At 71.1% G+C, this 24,108-nt stretch carries 21 protein-coding genes and 2 pseudogenes; 6 read left to right on the top strand and 17 right to left on the bottom strand.

Going from position 1 to position 24,108, the window contains the following annotated elements; translation table 11 throughout:
- Positions 1-89: 89 nt before the first annotated feature.
- Positions 90-422, top strand: a pseudogene (locus ACFYW5_RS36560) (transposase); the annotation flags it as partial.
- Positions 423-478: 56 nt separating this feature from the next.
- Here the strand turns inward: ACFYW5_RS36560 and ACFYW5_RS36555 are convergent.
- From ACFYW5_RS36555 to ACFYW5_RS36490, 14 genes are all read right to left on the bottom strand, one after another.
- Positions 479-1,711, bottom strand: a complete 1,233-nt coding sequence (locus ACFYW5_RS36555; RefSeq protein WP_389421461.1) for a lytic transglycosylase domain-containing protein — start codon at positions 1,709-1,711, stop codon at positions 479-481.
- Between the two features lie 36 nt (positions 1,712-1,747).
- A complete protein-coding gene (locus ACFYW5_RS36550; protein WP_389421460.1) occupies positions 1,748-2,503 on the bottom strand; it encodes a hypothetical protein in 756 nt (251 codons plus the stop codon).
- 27 nt (positions 2,504-2,530) lie between these two features.
- Entirely contained in the window at positions 2,531-3,079 is a 549-nt protein-coding gene (locus ACFYW5_RS36545; RefSeq protein WP_389421459.1) for a nuclear transport factor 2 family protein, read from the bottom strand.
- Positions 3,080-3,105: 26 nt separating this feature from the next.
- Positions 3,106-3,921 carry a hypothetical protein gene (locus ACFYW5_RS36540; RefSeq protein ID WP_389421458.1) on the bottom strand — a complete coding sequence of 272 codons (816 nt, stop codon included), beginning with the start codon at positions 3,919-3,921 and terminating at the stop codon, positions 3,106-3,108.
- Positions 3,918-4,436 carry a hypothetical protein gene (locus ACFYW5_RS36535; RefSeq protein ID WP_389421457.1) on the bottom strand — a complete coding sequence of 173 codons (519 nt, stop codon included), beginning with the start codon at positions 4,434-4,436 and terminating at the stop codon, positions 3,918-3,920. Before ACFYW5_RS36535 ends, ACFYW5_RS36540 begins: the two co-directional genes overlap by 4 nt.
- Positions 4,433-5,722, bottom strand: coding sequence for an MCE family protein (locus ACFYW5_RS36530; RefSeq protein WP_389421456.1), 1,290 nt, complete (start codon positions 5,720-5,722; stop codon positions 4,433-4,435). Before ACFYW5_RS36530 ends, ACFYW5_RS36535 begins: the two co-directional genes overlap by 4 nt.
- On the bottom strand, positions 5,719-6,927 hold the full coding sequence (locus ACFYW5_RS36525) for an MCE family protein (RefSeq protein WP_389421462.1): 1,209 nt from the start codon (positions 6,925-6,927) through the stop codon (positions 5,719-5,721). Before ACFYW5_RS36525 ends, ACFYW5_RS36530 begins: the two co-directional genes overlap by 4 nt.
- A 119-nt stretch (positions 6,928-7,046) precedes the next feature.
- Positions 7,047-8,072 carry an MCE family protein gene (locus tag ACFYW5_RS36520; RefSeq protein ID WP_389421455.1) on the bottom strand — a complete coding sequence of 342 codons (1,026 nt, stop codon included), beginning with the start codon at positions 8,070-8,072 and terminating at the stop codon, positions 7,047-7,049.
- Between the two features lies 1 nt (position 8,073).
- A complete protein-coding gene (locus ACFYW5_RS36515; protein WP_389421454.1) occupies positions 8,074-9,174 on the bottom strand; it encodes an MCE family protein in 1,101 nt (366 codons plus the stop codon).
- Positions 9,171-10,247, bottom strand: coding sequence for an MCE family protein (locus tag ACFYW5_RS36510; RefSeq protein ID WP_389421453.1), 1,077 nt, complete (start codon positions 10,245-10,247; stop codon positions 9,171-9,173). Before ACFYW5_RS36510 ends, ACFYW5_RS36515 begins: the two co-directional genes overlap by 4 nt.
- Positions 10,244-11,506: an MCE family protein gene (locus tag ACFYW5_RS36505; RefSeq protein ID WP_389421452.1), complete on the bottom strand. Its 1,263-nt coding sequence runs from the start codon at positions 11,504-11,506 to the stop codon at positions 10,244-10,246. The genes ACFYW5_RS36510 and ACFYW5_RS36505 overlap by 4 nt, the downstream gene beginning before the upstream one ends.
- A 1-nt stretch (position 11,507) precedes the next feature.
- A complete protein-coding gene (locus tag ACFYW5_RS36500; protein ID WP_389421451.1) occupies positions 11,508-12,314 on the bottom strand; it encodes an MlaE family ABC transporter permease in 807 nt (268 codons plus the stop codon).
- Positions 12,315-12,319: 5 nt separating this feature from the next.
- Positions 12,320-13,084, bottom strand: coding sequence for an MlaE family ABC transporter permease (locus ACFYW5_RS36495; protein ID WP_389421450.1), 765 nt, complete (start codon positions 13,082-13,084; stop codon positions 12,320-12,322).
- Positions 13,081-14,115 (bottom strand): ABC transporter ATP-binding protein, encoded by a 1,035-nt coding sequence (locus ACFYW5_RS36490; protein WP_389421449.1) that lies wholly within the window; start codon positions 14,113-14,115, stop codon positions 13,081-13,083. Before ACFYW5_RS36490 ends, ACFYW5_RS36495 begins: the two co-directional genes overlap by 4 nt.
- Positions 14,116-14,855: 740 nt before the next feature.
- Here ACFYW5_RS36490 and ACFYW5_RS36485 point away from each other — a divergent pair.
- The 4 genes from ACFYW5_RS36485 to ACFYW5_RS36470 all read left to right on the top strand — a co-directional run bounded on the left by ACFYW5_RS36485 (position 14,856) and on the right by ACFYW5_RS36470 (position 19,584).
- Entirely contained in the window at positions 14,856-15,488 is a 633-nt protein-coding gene (locus tag ACFYW5_RS36485; protein WP_389421448.1) for a hypothetical protein, read from the top strand.
- Between the two features lie 89 nt (positions 15,489-15,577).
- Positions 15,578-17,170: a DUF6801 domain-containing protein gene (locus ACFYW5_RS36480; protein WP_389421447.1), complete on the top strand. Its 1,593-nt coding sequence runs from the start codon at positions 15,578-15,580 to the stop codon at positions 17,168-17,170.
- Between the two features lie 42 nt (positions 17,171-17,212).
- Positions 17,213-18,163, top strand: a complete 951-nt coding sequence (locus ACFYW5_RS36475) for a hypothetical protein (protein ID WP_389421446.1) — start codon at positions 17,213-17,215, stop codon at positions 18,161-18,163.
- Positions 18,164-18,375: 212 nt separating this feature from the next.
- Entirely contained in the window at positions 18,376-19,584 is a 1,209-nt protein-coding gene (locus tag ACFYW5_RS36470) for a helix-turn-helix domain-containing protein (RefSeq protein WP_389421445.1), read from the top strand.
- Between the two features lie 386 nt (positions 19,585-19,970).
- On the opposite strand, the gene ACFYW5_RS36465 is transcribed toward ACFYW5_RS36470, so the two are convergent.
- The 3 genes and pseudogenes from ACFYW5_RS36465 to ACFYW5_RS36455 all read right to left on the bottom strand — a co-directional run bounded on the left by ACFYW5_RS36465 (position 19,971) and on the right by ACFYW5_RS36455 (position 21,033).
- Positions 19,971-20,111, bottom strand: a complete 141-nt coding sequence (locus tag ACFYW5_RS36465) for a peptidoglycan-binding protein (protein ID WP_389421444.1) — start codon at positions 20,109-20,111, stop codon at positions 19,971-19,973.
- Positions 20,112-20,334: 223 nt separating this feature from the next.
- A pseudogene (locus ACFYW5_RS36460) lies at positions 20,335-20,550 on the bottom strand (class I SAM-dependent methyltransferase); the annotation flags it as partial.
- Positions 20,551-20,661: 111 nt separating this feature from the next.
- Positions 20,662-21,033 (bottom strand): hypothetical protein, encoded by a 372-nt coding sequence (locus ACFYW5_RS36455; RefSeq protein ID WP_389421443.1) that lies wholly within the window; start codon positions 21,031-21,033, stop codon positions 20,662-20,664.
- A 188-nt stretch (positions 21,034-21,221) separates the two neighbouring features.
- On the opposite strand from ACFYW5_RS36455, the gene ACFYW5_RS36450 reads away from it, so the two are divergent.
- Positions 21,222-24,005: a tetratricopeptide repeat protein gene (locus ACFYW5_RS36450; protein ID WP_389421442.1), complete on the top strand. Its 2,784-nt coding sequence runs from the start codon at positions 21,222-21,224 to the stop codon at positions 24,003-24,005.
- Positions 24,006-24,108 lie beyond the last annotated feature (103 nt).

Raw genomic sequence — 24,108 nt, 5'->3', positions numbered from 1 at the left:
CACCACCTTTTCGATCATCTCGACTGGGGGCTCAAGTCATACCGGGGCCGAAGGCCGGGAGCCTCCTTGCGAGGCCACGAAGAAGGTAACGGGGCGGAGCGCAGGAGCAAGACGGACAGGTCGAACGTCGAAGCATCCGCCGCCGACACCGGCTCCGCCTGAAGGAAGCCCTGCTCGGCAGGTCCCGGGGCGGTCTCACCAGCAAGATTCACCTCGCCGCGGACCGGAAATGCCGACCCCTCGCGCTGGTTCTGACCGCCGGGCAGGCCGGCGACAGCCCGCAGTTCATCCCCGTACTCGCAAGCATGAGAGTGCGCCCGCCCGTCGGTCGTCCCCGCACCAGACCCGGAGCTGTCGCCGCGGACAAGGCCTACTCATCCCGCGGCAACCGCTCCTACCTGTGCGAACGCGGCATCAAAAGCAAACATTCCGGAAACAGGGGCGATCCGGGACCGGGGCCGGTTTGAGACGGGCTGGTTCAGGCCGGGCAGGTCGGTTCGTCCCCGGGAGCGACCGGATCGGGGGTGGGCGACGCGCCGGTGTCGGGAGAGGGACTCGCCGGGTCGGAGGGGCAGTTCTGCGGCGTGGACGGGTCTGGGGTCGGCGTGGACGGGTCGGAGGGGGTCGGTGTGGGCGAGGGGGCCGGGGTCGGGGAGTTGGACGGGGAGGGGTCCGGTGAGGGGGCGGGGGCCGGTTCCGTCGTGGACGGGGACGGCCGGGGTGACGGCGCGGGCGGCACCGGGCGCGTGGGAGAGGGGGACGGGGTGGGCGTTTCGGGGCCGGGGCCGATGATGACGGCGTCACCGCCCTTGCCGTCGCCTCCGCCGCGGTCCGTGTCGACCGGCTCCGTCGCCGGAGTGTCGCCGCCGGCTCCTGGCGACTCCGGGACGACGCCCTTGCCGTCGGGCAGGGGGTGCACGCCTGTGCGGTAGAAGTCCAGCCAGTGGCGGACCAAGTTGAGGTAGGAACGTGAGTGGTTGTAGCTGAGGACCGCCCGGTCCAGGTCGGCGATCCGGCTCAGGTCACGGTCCCCGGCGCACAGGTAGCGCCCGGCGGCGAGGGCCGCGTCGAAGATGTTGTTGGGATCGCCGCGGCCGTCACCGTTGCCGTCCGCACCCCAGCGGGCCCAGGTCGACGGCAGGAACTGCATCGGCCCCACCGCGCGGTCGTACACCGTGTCGCCGTCGTGGACGCCGCCGTCGCTGTCCAGGATCAGGGCGAAGTTCCTGCCGTCGAGTGCCGGGCCGGTGATCCGGCCGAGCGTGGTGCCGTGCCGGTCGACCGCGCCGCCGCGCGCCTGCCCGGACTCCACCTTGCCGATGGCCGCGAGCAGTTCCCAGGGCAGCTTGCAACCGGGATCCGTCCGGCCGACGGACCTCTCCGCCGCGCGGTAGGCGCGCAGTACGGTGCCCGGGATGCCGGCCTGGGCGCGCGCCTGGGCGGCGTGCGCGGGGCGCGGCGGGACGTCCGGGGAGACCAGCGGCGGTAGTTCGGTGTGGTACGAACCGTCGTCGGGCGGGGCGAGCTCGGTGTGCGGGAGGCCTGCGGCGGGAGCGGGGTGGTCGGCGGCGGTCGGACGGGCGCGCTCCTCCCGCGGGAGTCCGGGGGCCTGGGAGGCGGTGAGCGCAGCCACCGCGGTCACGGCGACGGCGGTGGTCCGCAGACCCTGCCGGGTCCGGGCGGGTACGCGTCGGGCGCGCTGTTCGGGCATGGTCGGTCACTCCCTGGTGGTGAGGCGCGTACGGGTTCAGCGGCCGAAGGTGTCGATGCCCGAGACGAGCCAACGACCGTCACGTCGCTGGACGTCGACGGCGAGCATCGCCCCGGCGTAAGTGCCGTCGTCCTCGGCCTTCTTGTCGCCCGCGGTGTTGACGCTGCTCTGGTCGGCGTAGACCAGGACGCGGGCCCGGTCGCCGTCGATGCGCTCGACCGCGCTGTCGGTGACCGTGGTGGTGATCACCGCCTTCTGCTGGTCGGCCTGCGTGCGGATGTCGCCGAACAGCTTCCGGTGCTGGGCGACGGCGCGTCCCGTCAGCCATTGCTTCGCGGCCTCGTCGAGGGCGTCGGGGTCGGCATGGTCGTATGAGAAGAGCGCGGCGACGGCCTTGGTGGACTGGCCCTTGATCTCGCTGGTGCGGGCGGTGTCGGAGAGGGCGGTGTTGCGGGCGGCCGGGGCGTCCCGGAGGGCTTCGGCGCGGGCGTGCGCCCAGCCGGCGAAGCCGCCCAGGAGGAGGGTGAGCAGACAGAGGGCCGCGAGTGCGCGGCGGGGCGCGCGTGGCCGTGGGGTCATCTTCCGCGGTGGGTCCGTGTCCTCGCCGGGCGTGGACGGTGCGTTCCGGGTGATCGCTGTTGTGCCGCGTGGTGTGTGCCGGGTGCGGGCGGGCGGTGGCTGGTCGCGCGGCACCCCGCGTTCTTGGGCGGCGTCGGTGGCGACCGGGGCGCGGAGGGCCTCGCGGGCCTGGCGACGGCGTGCGTTGTTCAGATGGTGGCGGGTCGTCGGCATCGTGGTGTCGTCCTCTCCTGCTGACGGTCAGCCGGCCGGCGTGCCGCCCACCGGGGCCTGGCCCAGGGCGCTGAGCTTCCAGTGGCCGTCGGTGCGGGTCAGTTCGCCGAGCATGCGGCTGTCCTTGTCGGTGCTCGCGTCGCCGGGCGCCTTCACCGTCACGCGCAGCGCGACCAGCACCCGGGCCCGGCCTGCCCGGTCGTCGAGTTCGGTGAGTGCGCCGGAGAGCACCTTCGCCGTGGTCACGGTCTTGGCGGTCCTCACCTGCGTGGCGAACTCGTCCCGCCCGGAGACCAGTTGTTCGTTCAGTTCACCGGTGGTGGAGGACTCCCAGAGGTCCAGGCCCCGGTCGATACTGCGATGGTCGAGGGTGTTGAGGTTCTGGACGGCCTGTTCACCGGCGGCGAGGGCCGCGTCGCGCTGCTCGGCGTACGCGACGGTGTCGTCGTGGGTCGCGTCGTACCAGTCCCAGCCCGCCCACCCGGCGAAGCCGCCCGCGACCAGCGCGAGGGCGAGGGCCAGGGCCGTGACGGGCAGCGCCCGGAGCCGGGCCAATGCGCTGGTCGCGCGTTTCATCTGTGCTCCCCTCTTCCCGCGCCCGCTCAGCGGGACCTGATGTCGACGATCCGCCACTGGTCCTCCTGCCAGTGCGCGGTGACCGTGAGCTGGGCCGCCGCGGAGGTGGTGCCTGCCTTACCTCGGGACGAGATCTGGTCGAGGAAGACCAGCAACCGCGCGCTGTCACCGTCAAGTTCGATCACCGCGGTGCGTACGGCCTGGGTGCTCAGGGTGACGCGCTGCTCGGCCAGGTCCGCGCGGATCCGGCCCATGAGTTCCGTGTACTGGCGTTCCGCCCGCCCCGCGAGCACGGACCGCGCCGCGCGCTCCGTGGCCTCCAGACCGTCCGGTGTGTACGAGAAGACGCGGGCGAGGCCGTTGCCGACGTCTCCGGCGACACGGGTGGTCGCCTCGGCGTCGGTCAGCGCGTGGTTCTCGGCCGAGGGGGCGGACCGGAGCTGGTGGGCGCCGTAGAAGAAGCCGCAGCCGGCGAGGACCAGCAGGGCCGCGCCCAGCGCGGTGACGAGGCGCCTGGCTGGGACCCGCGGGCGCCGGCCGTCGCCACGGGCCCGGGGCGGTGCCTTGGGCGGGGCTGCCCGGCCGGGCTCGGCGTCCGCGTCGGCACCGGGCCGCTCACCGGTTCCGGGCTGCGCGTCCGCGTCGGTACCGGACCGCTCACCGCTTCCGGGTTCCGCGCCGGCGTCGGTGCCGCTGTCTGTGCCGGTGCCTCCGGTGCCTGTACCCGTGCCGGAGTCGGCTCCGGGCCCGGGACCCACGCCGTCCCCCTCCCGTTCGCCGGACGTACCGTCACCCGGGCCCGCGGAGGGCCGGGACCGTCCGAGGTGCAGCAGCCGTGTCATCGGCTCTCGTCCTCCTCCGCCGTCCGCGCGAGCGGTACCGCGCTCAGTGCCTTGACCTTCCACTCCCCCTCGCCCGTGCGGGCCAGGACCGCCTCAAGTCGCTTGCGGTCCGTGGTCGGCGTCTTCGCTCCGGCGGGCGTGACCTCGACGCGTACGGTCGCGACGAGCTTGGCGGTGCCCGCGCGGGTGTCCAGGGAGGTGAGCGCGGCCTCCGTAACCGTGCCCCGCGCCGAAGCACCCTGCTTGGGAGCGGTGTTGCCCAGTTCGTCCCGTAGCGGACCGGTCGAGGCGGCGCGCCAGTCCTGGATGCCGTCCCGCGCCCGCTCCCGCGACGAGGCGTCGAGGGTGTTGAGGACGGCGAGCCGCTCGCGTCCGTCGGCCAGCGCCTCGTCGCGTTCACGGCCGTACGCGAGGGAGTCGTCACCCCGCGCCTGGGCGTACGTCCACGCCCCGGTGCCGCAGAAGGCCAGCGCCAGTGCCAGTCCGGCGCCCGTCAGGGCGCGCCCCCGCTTCACCGGCCCGCCTCCGCGTCCGCGCCGAGCAGCCCCGGCAGACCGGCCACCCGCGCGCCGCCCGTGTCCGGCAGGGCCAGCGCGCCCGGCAGGGCTGCGGAGGACTCGGCCGGGGGCGAAGCGGTGCTGCCCGTACTGCCCGAGGGCAGGGAGCCGGGCTTGGCCGGGTCGGGTACGGCGCCGCCCCGGGGCGCGTTGGCGGACCCTCGTACGTTGACCCCGCTCGCGGCCGGGGCCGTGCAGGAGGCGCCGGTGTTGAGGGCCGGTGCGGTACCGAGGTCCAGGCCGGTGCGGTACCGGGTCCCGCCGTAGCCGTCGGTGCAGGGCAGGGGCTGGAAGAAGGTGACGGCCAGGCCGAGTTTCATCGTTCCTCCGTCGACGGCGGTGGCGCCGGCCGAGACGGCCGCCGGGTACGTCACGAGGAGTTCCTCGATGCCGCGCTGCCGGGTGACGGCGACCTCGGAGGTGGTGAGCAGGTTGGCGAGAACCACGCCCAGGCTGGGGTCCAGGTCCCGCAGCAGTCCGCTGACCTGCGTGGCGGCATCGGGTGTGACGGACAGCAGCCGGCGCAGGTCGGCGTCGGAGCCCTTGAGGGTGCGGGCCAGCTCAGTGGCGCCGTCGGCGAAGCTGCGGATGGCCTCCGCCTCCTCGGCCTGGGTACGCAGTACGGTCTCGCCGTCGGTGAGCAGGCGGGTGGTGGCGGGCAGGTTGCGGTCGGCGGCCTCGATGAAGGCGCTGCCGTTGTCCAGCAGCACCTGAAGGTCGTCACCGTGCCCCTCGAAGGCCTTGCCGAACTCGTCGACGACCGTGCGCAGCTCCTCCAGCGGCACGGACCTGGTGAGGTCGTTCACGCTGGTGAGGACGTCGGTGACGGGAGCGGGCACCTCCGTGTCGGGTTGTTCGATCCGGTTGCCGTCGGCGAGGTAGGGACCGGCGTCGCTCTCGGGCCGCAGGTCGATGTACTGCTCGCCGACCGCGGAGAGCCCGGCGACCACGGCCCGCGTGTCGACCGGGATGCGAGGCGCGGACTTCTTGATGCGCAGCTGGGCGACCACCCCGTCGGCGGTGAGGCCGATCCGGCCGACCCGGCCCACCGAAACACCCCGGTAGGTGACGTCGGAGTGCGTGAACAGCCCTCCGGTACGCGGGAGTTCGACCTCGACCGTGTAGTGGTCGGCGATACCGACGTACCTGCCGAGGTCGGCATAGCGGATGCCGAGGAAGCCGAGGGCGAGGACGGCGACGAGGAGGAAGGCGAGGTTCTTCAGGCGTACGGCGAGGGTGATCATCCGTGTGTGCCTCCGTCCCCGGGTTCGTGGGTGGGTGTCGGCACGGAGGGCAGGGGCAGCGGTGCCGACGGGGAGGCCGAGGCCCCGGTGTCCGACCGCTTCCGGGGTGCGGCGGTGTCCCGTTCGCTCTGCGCCGTGGCGGTCGGCGAGGGGGTGCTCCGCGGTACCAGGGGCGGGATCACCTGGGTGCCCGGTGTGGCGGTCATGTTCAAGTACACGTTGAGGTAGTCGCCCTTGACGCCGTTCAGTACCTCGTCGGTGAACGGGTAGGTGAGCAGCACCTGGAGGGAGTCGGGCAGATCGGTCCCCGCGTCGGCCAGGGCCTTCAGGGTGGGGGCGATGGCTTTGAGGTCGGCGACCATGTCGTCCTTGCTCGCTTCGACGGTGGAGACGGCGACTCCGGAGAGCGTGTCCAGGGAGCGCAGCATGGTCAGCAGGGAGCCGCGCTGTTCGTGCAGGGTCTTCAGGCCGGGCGAGAGGTCGGTCACGACGGTGCGTACGTCGTCCTCGCGGCCGGCGAGGGTCGCGGCGAGCCGGTTGACGCCGTCGAGGGCGTCGGTGATGTCACCGCGGTGGTCGTCGAGGTTCGCCACGAGTTTTTCGACCCGTTTCAGCACGGAGCGCACCTCGGGTTCGCGTCCGTCGAGGGCCTTGTTGAGTTCCCGCGTGATGGTCTTGAGCTGGTTGACGCCGCCGCCGTTGAGCAGCAGGGACAGGGCGCCGAACACTTCCTCGACCTCGGTGTTGCGGCCGGTGCGGGAGAGCGGGATGACACCGCCGTCACCGAGTGTGCCCGCGGCGGACGACGTGTTGGGCGCGACCAGTTGGACGTACTTCTCACCGAGCAGGCTGGACTGCTCCAGGCGGGCGCCGGCGTCGCGGGGCAGTTCGATGTCGCCGTTGATCTCCATGGTGACCCGGGCCGACCACGTGTCGCCGTCGAGGCGGATGCCGGTGACCCGGCCCACGGCGACGTCGTTGACCTTGACCGCGGCGTGCGGCACCAGGCTGAGGGCGTCGTCCAGTTCGGCGGTGACGGTGTAGGGGTGCGGGCCGAGGTCGGCGCCGCCCGGCAGGGGCAGGTCCTCGATGCCGTCGAAGCGCGGGACGGTGACGGAGAACGCGCCGAGGGCGAGGAAGAAACCGAGGCCGAGGGCGAACAGCCCGCCGATCCCGGCGCCGGTGGCGGCTCCGGCACCGAGCACCCGCCGCCGTACGGCGCCGTGCGGGACCTCGACGCGGTCCGCCTCGGCGGTCTCCACCTGGTCCGCGTCCGTGGCGTCCGCCGGCTCGGACGCCCTTCCCCGGCGTCGCACGACGCGCTTCACCGCTCCCCCTTCCCCGTGCCCGAGGTCGCCGAGCCGCCGGTGGCCGGCAGGGGCAGCAGCGGTCCGCCCATACTGATCTCGTTGAGGTTGGCGCGGCCGTCGATCATGCCGGTGTCGGGGTCGTAGGCGCCGACGAGGTTGTCGGCGGCGAGCGGTGCGACGTCCAGGGCCTCGGCCAGCGAGGTGCGCTGACGGACCAGGGTCTGGGTGATCGGGACGAGCCGTTCGACGTTCTCCTTCAGCTCGCCCCGGTTGTCCTTGATGAAGGTCTTCACCTGGCCGAGCGCGGTACCGAGTTCCTCCAGCGCGCCCGCGAGGTCGTCCTTGTTGTCGGCGAAGTAGCCGACGACCGTGTCCAGCCGCTCCTGGGCGGTGCGCACGTCGGTGTCCTTCTCCGCCAGCATCGTGGTGAAGGTCTGGAGGCTGCTGAGGGTGGCGAACAGGTCGTCGCCGGACCCGTCGAGGGTCTTGGTGGCCTTGCCGAACTCCTCGATACCCTCGCCGATGGCCTCGCCGTTGCCGTCGAGGTTGGCGGCTCCGGTCTCCAGCAGATCGGACAGGGCGCCGGAGGAGTTGGCCCCGTCCGGCCCGAGTGCCTTGCTGAGGTCGGTGATCGAGGCGTAGAGCTGGTCGATCTCGACCGGGGTGCGATTGCGGGAGGCGGGCAGGACGGCGCCGTCGGCGAGGGCGGGGCCGGAGCGGTAGGCCGGGGTGAGCTGGACATAGCGGTCGGCGACGACGCTCGGCGCGACCACCAGGGCCCGCGCCGACTTCGGCACACGCACGCCGTCGTCCAGCGCCAGCTCGACCCGCACCCGGGTGCCCTGGGGGTGGACCGATGCGACCTCGCCGACGCGGACGCCGAGGATACGCAGGTCGGAGCCCGCGTAGATGCCGACCGCGCGGTCGAAGTAGGCGGTGACGCGGGTGCCCGTGCGGTCCAGGGCGCGGACGGTGGCGAGTCCGGCGGCGACCACGGCGAGGGCGATCGCGGTCGCGAGGAGTTTGCTGCGCTTGCTCACGTCACTCACCGCTCCCCGGGGCCGCCGCCGGCTGCTTGGGCGGCATGCACGACGTCTTGGGCTGGGACTGGGCGGGCAGGTAGTCGCGGGGTACCACCCCGCACAGGTAGCTGTCGAACCAGCGGCCGTTGCCGAGGGTGTTGCCGACGAGCCGGTAGTAGGGGCCGACCAGGGCGAGCGTCCGGTCGAGCTGGGTGCTGTTCTCCTCCAGGACGGTGGTGACGCGGCCGAGCGCCTTCAGCGTCGGCCCGAGCTGCTTCTCGTTGTCCTCCACCAGTCCGGTCAGTTCGGTGCCGAGGTCGCGGCTGCCCTCCAGCAGGGCGGTGATGGCGTCGCGGCGGTCCTTCAGTTCCCCGAGCAGGGGCCCGGCGTCCTCGATGAGGGTTTCGAAGCTGGACTTCTTGTCCTTCAGCGTCTTGGTGAACTGTGCGCTGCCCTTGAGGAGTTCGGACAGTTCGCCGTCGCGCTTGGAGACGGTGCGCGAGAGGTCGGACAGTCCGGTGGCGGCCTTGCGGACGTGCGGCGGCGAGTTCTCGAAGGTCTCCGAGATCGTTTCGAAGCTCTTGGCGAGCTGCTGGGTGTCGATGGCGTCGACGGTGGAGCTGAGGTCCTGGAACGCCTGGGTGACGTCGTACGGTGAGGTGGTCCGGGTCCGCGGGATGCGGTGGCCGGGGTCCTGTTCCGCGGTGCCGAGCGGGTCGAGGGCCAGGTACTTGTCGCCGAGCAGGGTCTTGATGGCGATGGCGGCGGTGGTCCGGTCGCCGATCCAGGCGTCCTCCACCTCGAAGGTGATCTTCACCCGGTCGCCGTCGAGGGCCACGCCGGTCACTTCGCCGACCTTGACGCCGGCGACGCGCACCTCGTCGCCCTCGTCGAGCCCGGCGGCCTCGGTGAAGTCGGCGGTGTAGGTGGTGCCGCCGCCGGTGAGGGAGAACCGGTCGGCGTTGTAGGCGAAGACGGTGAGCAGGGCCAGCAGGAGCAGGCCGACCAGGGCCACGGCGATCGGGTCGCGGTCCTTGACCGGTTTCAGGCGCGGCGGGCGGGAGCGGTGGGGCCCGGGGGCCGGGGTGTCGCGGCGTGCGGGCCGCTGCAGCAGGGTCATGCGCCGCACCTCGCTTCGGTGACCGCGATGCCGGTGGGCGGCTTCGCGCCGGTGGAGGTGGTGACGCCGTCCACGCGGGCCTCGCAGAGGTAGAGGTTGAACCAGGAACCGTAGGAGGACAGGCGGCCCAGCGCGGTCAGCTTGGCGGGGGTCCGGTCGAGGAAGTCCTCGATCTGCGGGGTGGCGTCGCCGAGGTTGCCGGACAGCCGCCCCAGTTCGCGGATGTCCTTCTTCAGGGGGGCGCGTCCCTCTTCGAGGAGGTCGGCGGTGACGGTGGTCAGGTCGCCCATGGCGGCGACGGCCTTGCCCAGGGGCTTGCGGTCGTCGTTGAAGCCGGTGACGAGCTTCTGGAGGGTGTCGACGAGGTCGTCGAAGTCGGCTTCGCGGTCGTTGAGGGTGGTCAGGACCGTGTTGAGGTTCTTCACCACCTCGCCGATGACCTCGTCCTTGGCGGCGACCGTCGTGCTGACGGAGCCGATGTGCCGGATGAGGCTGTCGACGGTGCCGCCCTCGCCCTGGAGGACCTGCACGATGGAGCCGGCGAGTTCGTTGACGTCCTTCGGGGAGAGTCCCTCGAAGAGCGGCTTGAAGCCGTTGAAGAGCAGGGTCAGATCGAGCGCGGGGGCGGTCCGGTCGAGGGGGATGGTGTCGCCGGCGCCGAGGGCGCCGGTGAGGTCGCCGCTGCCCCGGTCCAGGGCGATGTAGCGCTGCCCGACCAGGTTGAGGTACTTCACGGCGGCGGTGGTCGACGCGGGCAGGGTGCGGTCGTCGCGGACGGTGAAGGTGACCTGCGCGGTGCGCCGGTCGACGACGCGGACACCGGTGACCTCGCCGACCTCGACGCCGGAGATGCGGACGCTGTCGCCGTCGGTGACTCCGGTGGCGTCGGTGAACAGCGCCTTGTAGGTGATGCTGTCGTCACCGACGCCGGTGCCGGAGACGCTCAGCCCGAGGACGGTCGTGGCCAGTGCGGTGACCACCAGGAAGGCGAGGGACTTCAGCAGCGGTCCGGTCAGCGGCCGGCGGCGGGTGTGGGCCGTGCGCCGGGTGTCGACGGTGTGCCGGGGCGTCATCGCAGGGTCACCTCCGTGCCGCGCAGCGCCGGTCCCGCGAGGAGGCTGCTCCACTCGGGGAGGTCGGCGGGGGCCTTGCCGGTGGCGGGTGCGAGGAGTTCGTTGACGAGGTCGTTCTCCTGGGGGGAGTTGGCCGGCCCCAGGTCCTGCCCGGCCGCCGCGGGCACCTGTACGGCCGGTCTGGCGGCGACGCCGAGGTAGGGCACGGGGTAGCAGCGGGGGCCGTCGCCGGCGCCGTAGGAGGGGGTGTCGGTGCCGGGGCGGTAGGCGCCGCGCGAGGGCACGGTGGTGACGTCGACGCGCAGGCCGGGGCGGTCGGTCCCCTTGCCGAGGGCCTTGTCCATGGCGGGGACGAAGTCGGCGAGGGTGCGCAGGGTGCAGGGGAAGGCCGCGGAGTACTCGGCGAGCAGTTCCAGGGTGGGCCGGGAGGCGGCGGAGAGCCGGATGATGTTGCCCTTGTTCTGCCGCAGGAACGCGGTCATGTCCTCGGCGGTCCTGGTGGTGGCGCCGAGGGTGCCGGCCAGCTCGCTCTCCTTCTCGGCCAGGGTGCCGCTGGTGGTGGTGAAATCGGTGAGGGCGGTGAGGAGGTCCGGGGCGGCGTCGGCGTAGACATGGCTGACCTTCACGAGCTGCTTCAGGTCGCGGTTGAGGGTGGGCAGGTGGGGGTTGAACTCGCGCAGGTGGGAGTCGAGGAGGGTGAGGGTCTCGCCGAGCCGGTCGCCGCGTCCCTCCAGGGCCTGGGAGACGGCGGAGAGGGTGGCGGAGAGCTTCTGCGGCTGGACGGCGGTGAGCAGGGGCAGCACGTTGTCCAGCACCTGCTGGAGTTCGACGGCGTTCGCGGAGCGGTCCTGCGGGATGACGGCACCGGCGGCCAGTGGGCGCGAGGAGGGCGACGCGGGCGGGACGAGGGCGACGAAGCGTTCGCCGAACAGGGTGGTCGGCAGCATCTGGGCGCGTACGTCGGCCGGTATGTCGCCGAGGGCGCCGGGCCGCAGGGCGAGGGTGAGCCGGGCGCCGTCGTGGGTCGGTTCGATCTCGCGGACCTCTCCGACGACGACGCCGCGCAGCTTCACCTCGGCGCCCCGGTGCATCTCGTTGCCGACGCTGCCGGTCTCCACGACCACGGGGGCGGAGTCGGTGAACCGCTTGTCGTAGACGGCGACCGCGAGCCACACCAGCAGGGCGGGGACCACCAGGAAGACCACTCCGGCAAGCCGGCGGCGCACGGTCGCGCCTCGGGCCGCGTGCACTGCGGTCATGTCACCCCGCCACCTTCACGGTCGTGGTGGCGCCCCACAGGGCCAGCGACAGGAAGAAGTCGGTGACGCTGATCAGCACGATCGCGTTGCGCACCGACCGGCCGACGGCGACGCCGACGCCGGCCGGACCGCCGGAGGCGCGGTAGCCGTAGTAGCAGTGGGCGACGATCACCATGACGCTGAAGATCAGCACCTTCAGGACGGAGAGCAGCACGTCCGTGGGTGACAGGAACAGGTTGAAGTAGTGGTCGTAGGTGCCCCGGGACTGGCCGTTGAAGAGGACCGTGACGTAGCGGGAGGCCAGGTAGGAGAAGAGCAGCCCGATCGCGTAGAGGGGGATGATGGCGACGACGCCGGCGATGATGCGGGTGGTGACCAGGTAGGGCAGGGAGCGGATGCCCATGCCTTCGAGGGCGTCGACCTCCTCGTTGATGCGCATGGCGCCGAGCTGGGCGGTGAAGCCGGCGCCGACGGTCGCGGAGAGGGCGAGTCCGGCGACGAGCGGGGCGATCTCGCGGGTGTTGAAGTACGCGGAGACGAATCCGGTGAAGGCGGCGGTGCCGATCTGGTCGAGGGCCGCGTACCCCTGGAGTCCGACGACGGTCCCGGTGAACAGGGTCATCGCGATCATCACGCCGACGGTGCCGCCGATGACCCCGAGGCCACCCGTACCGAAGGCGACTTCGGCGAGCAGGCGCTGCACCTCTTTGAGGTACCGGCGCAGGGTGCGCGGGATCCAGAGCAGGGAACGTACGTAGAACAGGAGTTGGTCGCCGGAGCGGTCGAGCCAGACGAGCGGGGAGGCCACGGACCTCAGCCTCCCTTCGGCGGTACGAGCTGGAGGTAGACGCCCGTCATCACCATGTTGACGAAGAAGAGCAGCAGGAAGGTGATGACGACGGACTGGTTGACGGCGTCGCCGACGCCCTTGGGGCCGCCGCCCGGGTTGAGACCCCGGTAGGCGGCGACGACGCCGGCGATGAATCCGAAGACCAGCGCCTTGAGTTCGCTGACGTAGAGGTCGGGCAGCTGGGCGAGGGCGGAGAAACTGGAGAGGTAGGCACCGGGGGTGCCGTCCTGGAGGAAGACGTTGAAGGCATAGCCGCCGAGGATGCCGACCACGGAGACCAGGCCGTTGAGAAGGACCGCGACGCCCATGGTGGCCAGGACGCGGGGCACCACCAGGCGCTGCACGGGTGAGACGCCCATGACCTCCATGGCGTCCAGTTCCTCGCGGATGGTGCGCGAGCCGAGATCGGCGCAGATCGCGGAGCCGGCCGCGCCCGCGATGAGCAGGGCGACGATGAGCGGACTGGCCTGCTGCACGACGGCCAGCACGCTGGCGCCGCCGGTGAAGGACTGGGCGCCGAGCTGCTGGGTGAGCGAGCCGACCTGGAGGGCGATGACGGCACCGAACGGGATCGAGACCAGCGCCGCGGGCAGGATCGTGACACTGGCGATGAACCAGAACTGCTCGACGAACTCCCGGAACTGGAAAGGGCGTCGGAAGATCGCGCGGGCCACCTCGGCGGCGAGCGCGAAGAGCCGGCCGGTCTGGCGCAGGGCGCCGGTGATCATGCGCCGCTCCCGGTGGCCGGCATCGGGAGCGTCGCGGCGGTGGTGCCGGGTGCACCGGGTGCACCGCCGACGGCGTACGTGCGCTCGATGGCGGCGCGGGCGCCGGACGGCAGCCGGTCGAGCATGCCCAGGACCCGCTCCCGGCGCCGGGCGACGGCGCGGCGCGGCGGGAGCCCGGGGGACGGCTCCAGCTGCGGGATGATCTCCCGCGGTCGGTCGGCGTCCGCGCCCCCCAGTACCGCGGCCTCAGCGGCGAGAGTGGCGGCGTCCTTCTCCTCCGACATCCCGATCGGGCCCTCGCGGCGGCCGGCCAGGAACTGCGCCACGACCGGTTCCTCGCTGGTGAGGAGCACCTCACGCGGGCCGAAGGTGACCAGTTCGCGCCGGAAGAGCATGCCCATGTTGTCGGGGACCGTGGCGGCGATGTCGAGGTTGTGGGTGACGATCAGCATCGTCGCGTCGATCTGCGCGTTCAGGTCGATCAGCAACTGGGAGAGGTAGGCGGTGCGGACGGGGTCGAGCCCGGAGTCGGGTTCGTCGCACAGGATGATCTGCGGGTCGAGCACGAGCGCGCGGGCGAGGCCGGCCCGCTTGCGCATGCCGCCGCTGATCTCCCCCGGCAGTTTGCCCTCGGCGCCGAGCAGCCCGACGACCTCGATCCGCTCCATGACGATGCGGCGGATCTCGGACTCCTTCTTCCGGGTGTGCTCGCGCAGCGGAAAGGCGATGTTGTCGAAGAGGGACATGGAACCGAAGAGGGCGCCGTCCTGGAACATGAGGCCGAATCTTTTCCGGGTCTCGTAAATATCTCGCTCAGGACTGTTCACCATGTCAACGCCGTCTATGAGCACACGGCCGCGCTCCGGTTTCAGCAGTCCGATGAGCGACTTGAGAAACACGGTCTTTCCGGTGCCGGACGGACCGAGCATGACGCTTACTTCTCCGGCCGGCAGAGTGAGACTCACGTCCTGCCAGATCTTCTGCCTGCCGAATGACTTGGTGAGACCCTCGACCACCACTTCGATTCCCATATCACCTCCAAAGAGGGTGAGGTCGTGTGCACCGCGGAGCGCACGTTAAGCCGGTGCACGGTTCCCTGACAACAGGCGGGGCGCCGGGCTCCGCCGCCCTCTTCGTTCTTTGTCACCGCGCAGACAAACCCCGTCGCGGACTTTGTCTGCCGGTGCGGGGCAGAGCCGCATGGCTCCCCGGGGGGTGGGGAGCCACACGGCCCTGCCGACGGATGTCCGACTTGAAGGAGGGCAAGGCCGGAAGTCATCCGTCGCGCCTCCTCGGCATGGGGGGCACCCACCAGGAGATCAGCGCCGCATTCGGCACGCTACGGCCGAGTAACCTGAGGAGGCAAGAGAAGGATCCGAGTTTCCCGAAGGATTCGGGTTCGACCACCGCGACTTTGTCAGCGCGGCGACAAATACGGGACCTTTCCTTGGCACTCGGTGAGCAATGCGGACCCGAACGGGGGCCGGGGTGCATAATTCGGACCCTCCCGCGCGGCCCGGCGCCGACCCGGCGGGGACGCCGCCCTTAGCACCGGGTGAATAAAGCCGGACTTCAGACTGCTCACCTGAGGAACAGGGATTTTCACTTCTTCAAAGAATCATGGCCGACGCCATTGTTCGCCTAAGTTTCCCGCAAGTAACGTCATGGCTCGCGGTCGATATTTAACGAGCCGCGGACCGCCCGTTCTTCCACCCACGGTCACGGGCGCGATCCCCTTCTGCCGGTCAATTCACAAGGGAGCCCTCACCTCATGAAGAAACATCTGACAAGAATCGCCGTCGTGGCGGGCGCGGGCGCCGCCGCCTTCGGCATGGCCGTCGCCCCCGCCTCGGCCGTCCCCTCCACGGTCTGGACGGTCACCCCGTCACCGGCCAGCTTCGCGGCGACCAACAGCGGGAACATCGTGCTGACCGCCAACATCCCGATGACGTGTACGACGTCCAGCGCCTCGGGCACGATGGCCAGCGCGACCGGCAACCCCGCGACGGTGGCCACCATCAACGCCATCAACTTCGGCACCAGCACCTCACCGTGCACCAGTGTCCTGGGCAACGTCACGACGATCGCGACCACTCCCTGGACCGTCGTCGCCCAGGACTACACCGCCTCCACCGGCGTGACCAAGGGCTACATCGGCAACGTCAAGGCGAAGGTGACCGCCGGCGCCTGCGTGTTCAACGTGCAGGGCAAGGCCACCGCCACCTACACCAACTCCAGCGGCATCCTCGCGGTCGCCAGCGTCAGCGGCGACCTGTCCGTCACCTCCGCCTCCGGCTGCGGCACCGTGGTCACCACCGCCACCAAGCCCACCTTCAAGGGCAACTACGCGGTCAAGGTCGCGGGCACCAGCACCATCCCGAAGATCGTCGGGACCAACCCGTAAGCGGGGCACGGCTCGCCGCCGCCCGGCCGGTGACCCCGGCCGGGCGCGCGGACCACCCGGACCGTGGAACGACCCGAGCGGAGTGACAGATGACAGGCCCCCGCACCGCCGTCCGAGGGACGGCCCGCAGCCGCGCCCGGAGCGCGGTGATCGCCACGTTCGTCGTGCTGGCCGCCACCGTGCCCATGGCGTCCGGGGCGGCCGGTACGCAGGAGATCGACGCCGAGCTGCCGTACGTGTGCCTGTTCCCCTCCGGGGAGCAGTCCGCGACGGTACGCGTATCGGCGGGCCTCCCGGAGCGGGTGGCGGCCGGTGAGCCGATCGAACCGGCGGAGGTGAGCACGACCGTCGAGCTGCCGCAGCCGGCGGTGGCGGACCTCGCGGCGCTGGGTGCGGCCGACGTACGGGCGGCGACCCGGCTCGTGGTCGGCGTCACCCAAGGCGAGGCCACCGCCGAAGCGACCTGGCGCGGCGACACGCAGCCCACGGCCCTGCCCGCGACCGGCCCACTGAAGCTGACCGCGACGGGGGACGTCCCCTCCATGACCGGACAGGGCTCGGGCGAACTGACCATGACCGCGGGCGGCTTCGCGCTGGACCTGACCCTGACCACCGCGGACGGCGGCGCCACCGACCCCGGCGCGGTGACCGTGGACTGCACGCTCGCCAAGGACGCCCCGGACGGGGGCCGACTGGCCGGGGTACAGGTCGGCACCGACGAGGAAGGCGGCGGCACGCAGGCCCCGAGCGACTCGCCGTCCGGGGCACCCTCCGCCTCCGGCACGCCGGGTCAGCCCGGACAGGTGCCGGAGGAGGACCTGGCGGACCGGCAGGGCGAGCGCGCCCCGAAAGTCGGGGAGCCCGCGCCGGGCGGTGCCGTCGGCGACCGCCCGGCACCGATCTGCAAGTACGACCAGAAGTACCCGGCCGGGCCGATGTCGCTGAACGCCTACATCACCGGCTACGCCAACGTGAACAAGCTCGACGGCGCCGCGATGATCCCGCCGTTCTGCACGCTCATCACCCAGGGCGAGCCCCAGTTCGAGTTCTTCCCCGACTTCAGCGGGGCCACCATCACCCAGCACTCCACCGCCGACCTGTGGTACCAGCAGCGCAAACAGACGCCGCCCTTCGAAGCGACCTTCCTGACCTTCGACTTCACCCCGACCACCGCCACGATGGTGCTGGAGCAGACGGGTCCGATCACCATCGACTCGCACGGCACCACCGACTTCCTGTTCACCAGCACAGACACCTACGTCCGGACACCGGTCGTGCTCCGGGTGACGTCCCTGAAGGTCAACGGCACTCCGCTGGACGTAGGGACCACGTGCCGGACCAGGACGTCCCTCGCCTCCCCGGACCCGGAGCCGGAGAAGTACCCCGGTGACCACCTGGTCCTGCACGGCCGGGGCGAACAGACCACCGGCGAGACCGCCACCGGCTACCTGCTGCTGTCCGGCGGCCCGCTGACCGGCGAGGTCAGCATCCCGGCCTTCACGGGCTGCGGCACCGCCGACGGCGAGAACCTCGACCGCCTGCTCACGGCCTCGGTCTCCGGTCCCGGCAACTACGTGAAGATGATCCAGGGGCAGGCCTGCTTCGTCTCGGCCGACGTGCTCAACCCGGACGAGTGCACCGAGGACGGCCAGCCCAAGAAGATCCCCGTAGCCGAACGCTGATCCCCTCCTTCTCCCTCTCCCTCCCCCGACCCGGAAGGCCACATGATGCGGTTCTCCCTCGGCGCCAGAGTCGCCACCACCGCCACCGCCCTCGGTACCGCCCTCGGCGCGTTCGCCTCCATGGGCACCGCCACCGCGGCGGCGGCCGTACCGAACGGCGAGTGGGCGCCCTTCACCCGCTGTCCCGTGGACGCCCCGGCGATGCTGGCCGCCGACGGCCTGGCCCGCACCCCGCAGTGCGTGGTGTCCACCTCGCCGAGCGGCTCCATCAAGCTGGGCAAGACCACCGTGACCACGGGCCGGACCAACCTCCAGATCGGGGTCGTCCAGAACTCCGACGGCACCAGCTCGGTGGTGGCCCCTGCCGGCGGCGCCCTCGTCGCCGAGTCCGCGACCGTCCCCGGCGGACTGCTGGGGCTGATGTGCCCGAGCAACGTCCCCGCGATCACGGCCATCTGCGAGCAGCTCAGCAACAGCACCCTCAACAAGATCACGGCGACGGTGGAGTCGGTCGGCACCCCCTACGCCTTCGACCAGACCGCCGGCATCCTCACCGACCAGCCGATCGTGGCCATACCGGTCCGCATCCACCTGGAGAACCCGTTCCTCGGCAGCAAGTGCTACATCGGCACCGCGGCCAACCCCATCGTGCTGCGCCCGGAGAACCGGCAGTTCCCCGAGTTCGGCATGTCGTTCTTCCAGGGTGACGGAACGGTCGCCGAGGACGGCGAGATGAGCCGCATCAACCTCACCGGGGCCACGCAGAACGACAGCACCTTCGCCGTGCCCGGCGCCAGCGGTTGCGGGCTGGGCCTGTTCGGCCTGATCGACGCGGCGGTCAACGCCAAGACGGGGCTGCCCTCCGCCGCCGGGAACAACAGCCTGACGCTCAACAACACCCAGACCCACCTCGCCGGCCTGAACGCCCCCGGCACCTTCGCCCCCGACGCGGGCAAGCGCCTCGCGCAGAACTGGCACTCCGCCGTCGACTAATGGCCGCGCGACGGTGATTCTCAGCCGTCCCGGCAGCGTTGTCACATCCCACGGCACCGAACTGGGCACGAACTGTGTACGTCCCACCGAACTTGTCTTAGCTTCAACTGCCAAGACACGCGTACCTCACGTCCGGTCGTGTGTCCCTCCCGTGAAGGTCCGGGACACACGACCGATGCACCGTGGGCACCGGAGAGCAAGGGACGGCACTCATGCCTTCAACCACGCGACCGACTGAAGTCGGTGAACCGCTCGAACCCCTTCCAAAGGAGTTCGCCGCATTCATGAGACCCGAGTTACCCGGTCTCTTGAAGGAGATCGGCGCCGAGGTCACCAGGGCCTACCCCGTGTACGGGCGGCTGCTCAACGGCCCCAACGCCGCCGCCATCCGGCAGGGCGTCGAGCAGGCCCTGTACGCCTTCGTGGACCGCGTCGCCGAACCCGGCAAGAACGCGGCGCTCCGCGACGAACTGCTGCGCAAGTTCGGCCGCGTGGAAGCCTACGAGGGCCGCGAACTCGACACGCTCCAGGGGGCGTACCGGCTCGGCGCCCGCATCGCCCTGCGCCGCGCCAAAGCCATGGGCCAGCAGTACCAGCTCTCCCCCGCCCTGATCCTCGCCTTCGCCGACACGCTCTTCGCCTACGTCGAGGAACTGGAGCGGATCTCTCGCGAGGGCTACGTCGAAGTGCAGTCGCGCGCCTTCTCCGAGGTACCGGCGCGGCGCAGACGGCTGCTCCACCTCATCCTCGCCGCTCCCCCGCTGCCCCAGACGCTCACCGGGCTCTGCGAGGCCGCCGCCTGGCACCTGCCCACCGACGTCACCATGGTCGCCCTGCGCCCCTCGGTACCCGAACACCTGGAGGCGGGGCTGGCCGACGACGTCCTCTTCGACCTGGACGTCCCGCAGCCGCACCTCCTGGTGCCCGGAAGCCTCACCCCGGAACGCCTGACCATGCTCGAAGCCACCCTGGCGGGCTCCCACGCCGTGGTGGGACTGACCGTACCCCTGGCGCAGGCGGCCGACTCCATCCGCTGGGCGCGCCGCGTGCTCCACCTGATCGACGAGGGAGTGGTGGCCGACGCTCCCGTGGTCCGCTGCGAAGACCACCTGGTGACGCTGTGGCTGCTGTCGGACCCAGCTCTCGTGTCCCACATCGCGGCCGGGGAGCTGGCCCCGATCGACGGTCTTCCGGCCAGCCGCCGCGACCGGCTCGTGGAGACCCTGCGCGTACACGTCTCCACGCGAGCGCCGGCGGAACAGGTCGGCAAGCTGCTGGGGGTACACGCCCAGACCGTCCGTTACCGCCTGCGCAATCTGGACTCCCTCCTGGGCGATCGACTCGCCGACCCCGACCACCGCTTCGCCCTGGAGGCCTCGCTGCGTGCCCTGCACCTGCTCTCCCGCGACACCGGCGAGTAGGAGCGCGGGGAGGGCGGGGTTCCAGTGCCGGCACCGAACCTTCCCCACATGCCACCGCCACCGCTGCCTGGCGGGCCCGGGGGCGGTGGGCATGTGATGCCGGGCGGGCCCACGGCGCTTCGGACAGTGGTTCCTCGCGTACACCTTCTCTCGCTCCTAGCCGAACCCGGGCTGTCTGCCAGTGCCGCCCCATCCCGTACGTTGTCAGGGCTGCTCTCACCGTTGTGCGCGTTTCCGCGCTTCGGCCCCCCCAGCTTCACCGGTCAGCTGCGACTGACCGGCGGTGAGGTTCTTTCGCCCTCAATCGATTTCATGGCGCCTCGTGGCGCACCACGGGATGTCACACAGCCCGCTTTCCCCGGTCTGGCGCCCGGCGTGCGGAGGTGTTACCAGGTGTTCAGGCCGACTTTGCCGTCCCGGGCGATGCCCTTGCGGCCCTGGAAAGCCTTCACGGCGCGCTCGGTGTCGGCTGCGAAGCTGACACCTCGCCGCGGCGGCCGAGACGGACGCCTCCTGGGCCGTGGCACCGGCGACTCCTATGGAACTCCTACGGCCCCCGCGACACCTCCGCCGCGGCCACCAGGCGCTCCCTTGTCTACGAAGCCCGCCACCTGGGCGCCATCCGCCTGGACCATCGCCTCCACAAAGACGAAGGCGTCCGCGACACCGACTCCTGAACGGCTGCCACCCTGACCCACCTGACCTGACCCAGGACCAGGCGGCCGCCGGGCGTGAGGCTGCGCAGTGCCTGGCGGGCGGCGGCGCGTACTGCAGGGCGTCCAACGTCACAGCCCTGTCCGCACATTGATCGGCCAGCGGAAGGCCAGCGACGTCGGCCACGGCGAAGGCCACTTCGACGGGGAGCGACGTGGCCCGGTGACGGGCCTGGGGGATGGTGACCGGGAAGAAGTCGATGCCGATCAGGGCCGCGTGCGCGTGACCGGCGAGCCACAGGCCGGGACCGCCGCGGCCGCAGCCCGGGCAGGAGCTACCTCAGGTGCAGGTCGAGCTGCTTTCCGGCACGCGTGCAGCGGCCCCTTCGCGTGACGGGGCCGCTGCACGCGTGCCGGAAAGCGATCAGTCGAGTGGGAACCAGTACTCCAGCGGCGAGATGAGCCCGTGCTGGTGGAGGTAGTAGGCCAGCACGTGGCCCACCGGTACCTCGAGCGCGGCTGCGGCCACGGCGGACCACCAGGCGAGGTTCCACTCGCGGAGCCTGCGCGTGAAGCGCCGTTCGGAAACGGACGGGCGGTGGAGCGGAGGAGTCGGCAGGGCCGCCCTCGCCGTCGCCCGCGTCGCCGCCCCGTCCGGCAACGCCTCGACGGGCAGGGCGAGTACGACGGTCGAGCCAGCGGGGACGGCCCCCGCCGGTACGACAACGATCAGTACACGCGCCGGGCGGGCGCCCGGTTCGGCCTCGGGTTCGAAGGGCACGGGTACGTCGGACATAGCGGTCTCCTGCGGGATCAGCCAGCAGCGGGCTGCCGCCGGCGGAAGGCCAAGGAGGCCGTTTACAAGGGGTTTCCATCGATCGGGTCAACGTCCCGCGCGAGGACGTCTAGGCTGGTCAGCCTTGGGTTCGAGGACTTTTCCGACGATCGCGAACCTTGCAAGCCGTACGTGGTGAAAGGCCGGCGATGGGGCACGCGGAGCGGTTACGGGCGGAGCTGAACGCGCTGCACGAGGCGGCGGGCTCGCCGACATTGGCCAGCATGGCAAGCCTGGGCGCGAAGCAGCTGCCGCCCGTCACCGTCTCCATTTCGTCCGTCGCCGGGTGGCTGAAGGGCCCGGCCGTGCCAAGCGCCGGCGCGTACACCCGCTACTTCCTGGCCCTCGTACGCCACCTGCAGGGCGAGGCGCAGAAGGCCGGGTCGGACTACGCCCCGCGGCCCCCGCAGTACTGGGAGGCGCTGGTGGGCCGGGCACGGGCGGAGCGCAAGGCGCGCGGCGGGCGTCCTTTGAGTGCCGCGGCCGATCACGTGCCGGCGCCCGCCCCGATGACGCTTCCTCCGGCCCCGGCAGGGTTCACCGGCCGGACCGACGAGATCGACCACGTTGTGCGGTGGTTGCAGCCGTCAGACGGCGACGGTGAGCGGGACGAGGCGGCGGCCATCGTGGTGTCAGCCGTTTCCGGAATGGGCGGCGTCGGCAAGACGGCGCTGGCCTTGCACGCGGCCCATCAGGCCCGGGCACGGGGCTGGTTCCCGGGTGGGACCCTCTTCGCGGACCTGCGCGGGTACGGTGACGAACCCATTGGCGCCGCCGAGACGGCCGACCGGATGCTGCGTGCCGTGGGAGTGAAGAGCAGGGACCTGCCGCCCACGCCCGACGGGAAGATCGACGCCTGGCGGCAGAAGCTGGCGGAGCTCGGGGCACAGGACCGGCCGCTGCTGATGGTCCTGGACAACGTGCGCGACCCCGCGCAGGCCGAGGCATTGCTGCCGGGCACGCCCCACCGGGCCCTCATCACCTCGCGGCACCGGCTCTCGGCGATGCCCACGCGCCGGATCGAGCTCAAGCCGCTGAGCGCCGCGGACGCCGTAGCGCTGCTGGACCGGACCCTGGGCGCCGGCGGCATAGACGACGACCGCGTCACCACCCAGCCCGAAGCGGCACTGGAAATCGTGCAGCTGTGCGGCTTCCTGCCGCTTGCCCTGCGGATCATCGGCGCACTGCTACGGGACGAGCCGGGCCGGCCGCTGGCGGCCCAAGCCAGGGAACTGGCAGACGAACGAACGCGACTGGACGCGCTGGAGTACGACAGCGCGGAGTCGGACGGGCGGCCGCTAGCCGTGCGGGCCTCCTTCGAGCTGTCGTACCGGCACCTCACGCCGGATGCGCGACGCGCGTTCAGGCTGCTGAGCGCGGCTCCCGGGGTGGACGTGTCCACCGCGTCGGCGGCCAAGCTGTTCGACCAAGGCCCGGCGCCCGCCCGGCGGCTCCTGGCCGGGCTGGCCCGGGCCCACGTGGTCGAGCAGAGGGCGCAGGGTGGGACCGACCAGGAGCCTGCGGACGGCGAACGCTGGTCCATGCACGACCTGGTACGGCTCTTCGCGGACGAGCGCGGGCGCGAGCATGCCGCGTACGACGGCCGGGATGCGGCGGTGGCGCGCCTGCTCGACCACTACCTCACTACCGCTCAGGCCGCCGACACTCACCTGCAGACGACGCCAGGCTGGGCCCTCCCGGACGACTTCACCGACCGCGGTCAGGCTCTGGAGTGGCTGGAGGCCGAACAGAGCAACCTTGTCGCCGCCGCCACGGCCGCCCCTGCGCATCACGCCGCCGCGACAGGACTTGTACTCGCTCTTGGTACGTTCTTCGACCTGCGCCGCCACACCAACGACTGGCTCAACCTCAGTACTGCCGCCGTCGGCATCTGCCGTGAGGCCGGAGACCGCCACAACGAGAGGGCAGCGCTCGATGGTCTAGGGCGCGCCCTCATCCGTGCAGGCAGGTTCAAAGAAGCTGTCGACGTCTTCACAGCGGTGCTGGATATGTGCCGTGAGACCGGAGACCGCCACGTAGAAGCCATAACGTTGACTAATCTCGGCCAGGCTCTGGCATTCCTGGAGAACTTCGTAGATGCCGTCAACGTCCTCACCGACGCTGCAGCTCTGTTCGGAGAGGTAGGAGACAGTCTGGGCGGGGCCCGGGTACTGGGAATCTTAGGGCCCGTCCAGATCAATATGGGCGCGCCCAAGCAGGCCGTCGGTTACTTGACCGAGGCCGTCGCTTACTGGAGGGAGATAGGCGACCGCCACGCAGAGGGCGTAACGTTGGTCAACCTCGGACTGGCGCTGGCCGGCGCGCAAAAGCTCAGGGAGGCAGTCAAGGCTCACGCTGATGCCCTTGCCCTCTTCCGTGAACACGGTGACGTCCACGGAGAGGCAGAGTCTCTGAACAATCTCGGGGCCGCATTGATCCAGATGCGGAAGGTCGACGAGGCCGCCGACGCCGTCCTCAGTGCTGCTCGCCTCTCCAAGGAAATGGGATTCCCTGAATGCGAGGCCAAGGCGCTAGCCAATTTCGGGCAACTGCTGCTTCATAAGAAGAGCTTCGACAAGGCAGTCACGCCGCTCACTGCCGCTGCCAGCCTCTTCAGGGAAACCGGCGACCGCCACAGTGCCGCCTCTACGCTGAATTTACTCGGCCAAGCCCTCGTCGAACACGGCAGATTCGACGAGGCTGCTGACGTCGGCGCCCAGGATGCGGCACTTTGCCGGGAGCTGGGCGACCGCCACGGCGAAGGCATCGCTTGGAAGAATGTCGGGCTCAGCCTGTGTCAGGTACACAGGTTCAACGAAGCCGTTAAGGCCCTTTCCACCGCTGCTGCCCTCTTTCGGGAAACTGGCGATCGGCGCCGCGAAGCCGAAGTACGAGTCCAACTGGCCAGCGCCTCACGTGGGCGGCGCAACTGACGGCCACCCCCCATTACCTTCTTGGTGGCCCCGCAATGGGGCGCCCGGCCTCCGGAGTTGGCATGACTTTCTCCTCCTGTCGAATGCATGGCCTGGGGGGTGG

This window comes from Streptomyces sp. NPDC002779, from assembly GCF_042888685.1.
Lineage (GTDB): Bacteria > Actinomycetota > Actinomycetes > Streptomycetales > Streptomycetaceae > Streptomyces.
This window is presented reverse-complemented; position numbering and strand designations above follow the sequence as displayed.

Bases quoted from the DNA above. Each gene is read 5' to 3' on its own strand.
- ACFYW5_RS36515 (WP_389421454.1), bottom strand. From the start codon at position 9,174: ATGACCCTGCTGCAGCGGCCCGCACGCCGCGACACCCCGGCCCCCGGG.
- ACFYW5_RS36490 (WP_389421449.1), bottom strand. From the start codon at position 14,115: ATGGGAATCGAAGTGGTGGTCGAGGGTCTCACCAAGTCATTCGGCAGG.
- ACFYW5_RS36455 (WP_389421443.1), bottom strand. From the start codon at position 21,033: ATGTCCGACGTACCCGTGCCCTTCGAACCCGAGGCCGAACCGGGCGCC.
- ACFYW5_RS36530 (WP_389421456.1), bottom strand. From the start codon at position 5,722: ATGATCACCCTCGCCGTACGCCTGAAGAACCTCGCCTTCCTCCTCGTC.
- ACFYW5_RS36470 (WP_389421445.1), top strand. From the start codon at position 18,376: ATGCCTTCAACCACGCGACCGACTGAAGTCGGTGAACCGCTCGAACCC.
- ACFYW5_RS36485 (WP_389421448.1), top strand. From the start codon at position 14,856: ATGAAGAAACATCTGACAAGAATCGCCGTCGTGGCGGGCGCGGGCGCC.
- ACFYW5_RS36495 (WP_389421450.1), bottom strand. From the start codon at position 13,084: ATGATCACCGGCGCCCTGCGCCAGACCGGCCGGCTCTTCGCGCTCGCC.
- ACFYW5_RS36555 (WP_389421461.1), bottom strand. From the start codon at position 1,711: ATGCCCGAACAGCGCGCCCGACGCGTACCCGCCCGGACCCGGCAGGGT.
- ACFYW5_RS36475 (WP_389421446.1), top strand. From the start codon at position 17,213: ATGATGCGGTTCTCCCTCGGCGCCAGAGTCGCCACCACCGCCACCGCC.
- ACFYW5_RS36545 (WP_389421459.1), bottom strand. From the start codon at position 3,079: ATGAAACGCGCGACCAGCGCATTGGCCCGGCTCCGGGCGCTGCCCGTC.
- ACFYW5_RS36510 (WP_389421453.1), bottom strand. From the start codon at position 10,247: ATGACGCCCCGGCACACCGTCGACACCCGGCGCACGGCCCACACCCGC.
- ACFYW5_RS36540 (WP_389421458.1), bottom strand. From the start codon at position 3,921: ATGACACGGCTGCTGCACCTCGGACGGTCCCGGCCCTCCGCGGGCCCG.
- ACFYW5_RS36550 (WP_389421460.1), bottom strand. From the start codon at position 2,503: ATGCCGACGACCCGCCACCATCTGAACAACGCACGCCGTCGCCAGGCC.
- ACFYW5_RS36505 (WP_389421452.1), bottom strand. From the start codon at position 11,506: ATGACCGCAGTGCACGCGGCCCGAGGCGCGACCGTGCGCCGCCGGCTT.
- ACFYW5_RS36450 (WP_389421442.1), top strand. From the start codon at position 21,222: ATGGGGCACGCGGAGCGGTTACGGGCGGAGCTGAACGCGCTGCACGAG.
- ACFYW5_RS36480 (WP_389421447.1), top strand. From the start codon at position 15,578: ATGACAGGCCCCCGCACCGCCGTCCGAGGGACGGCCCGCAGCCGCGCC.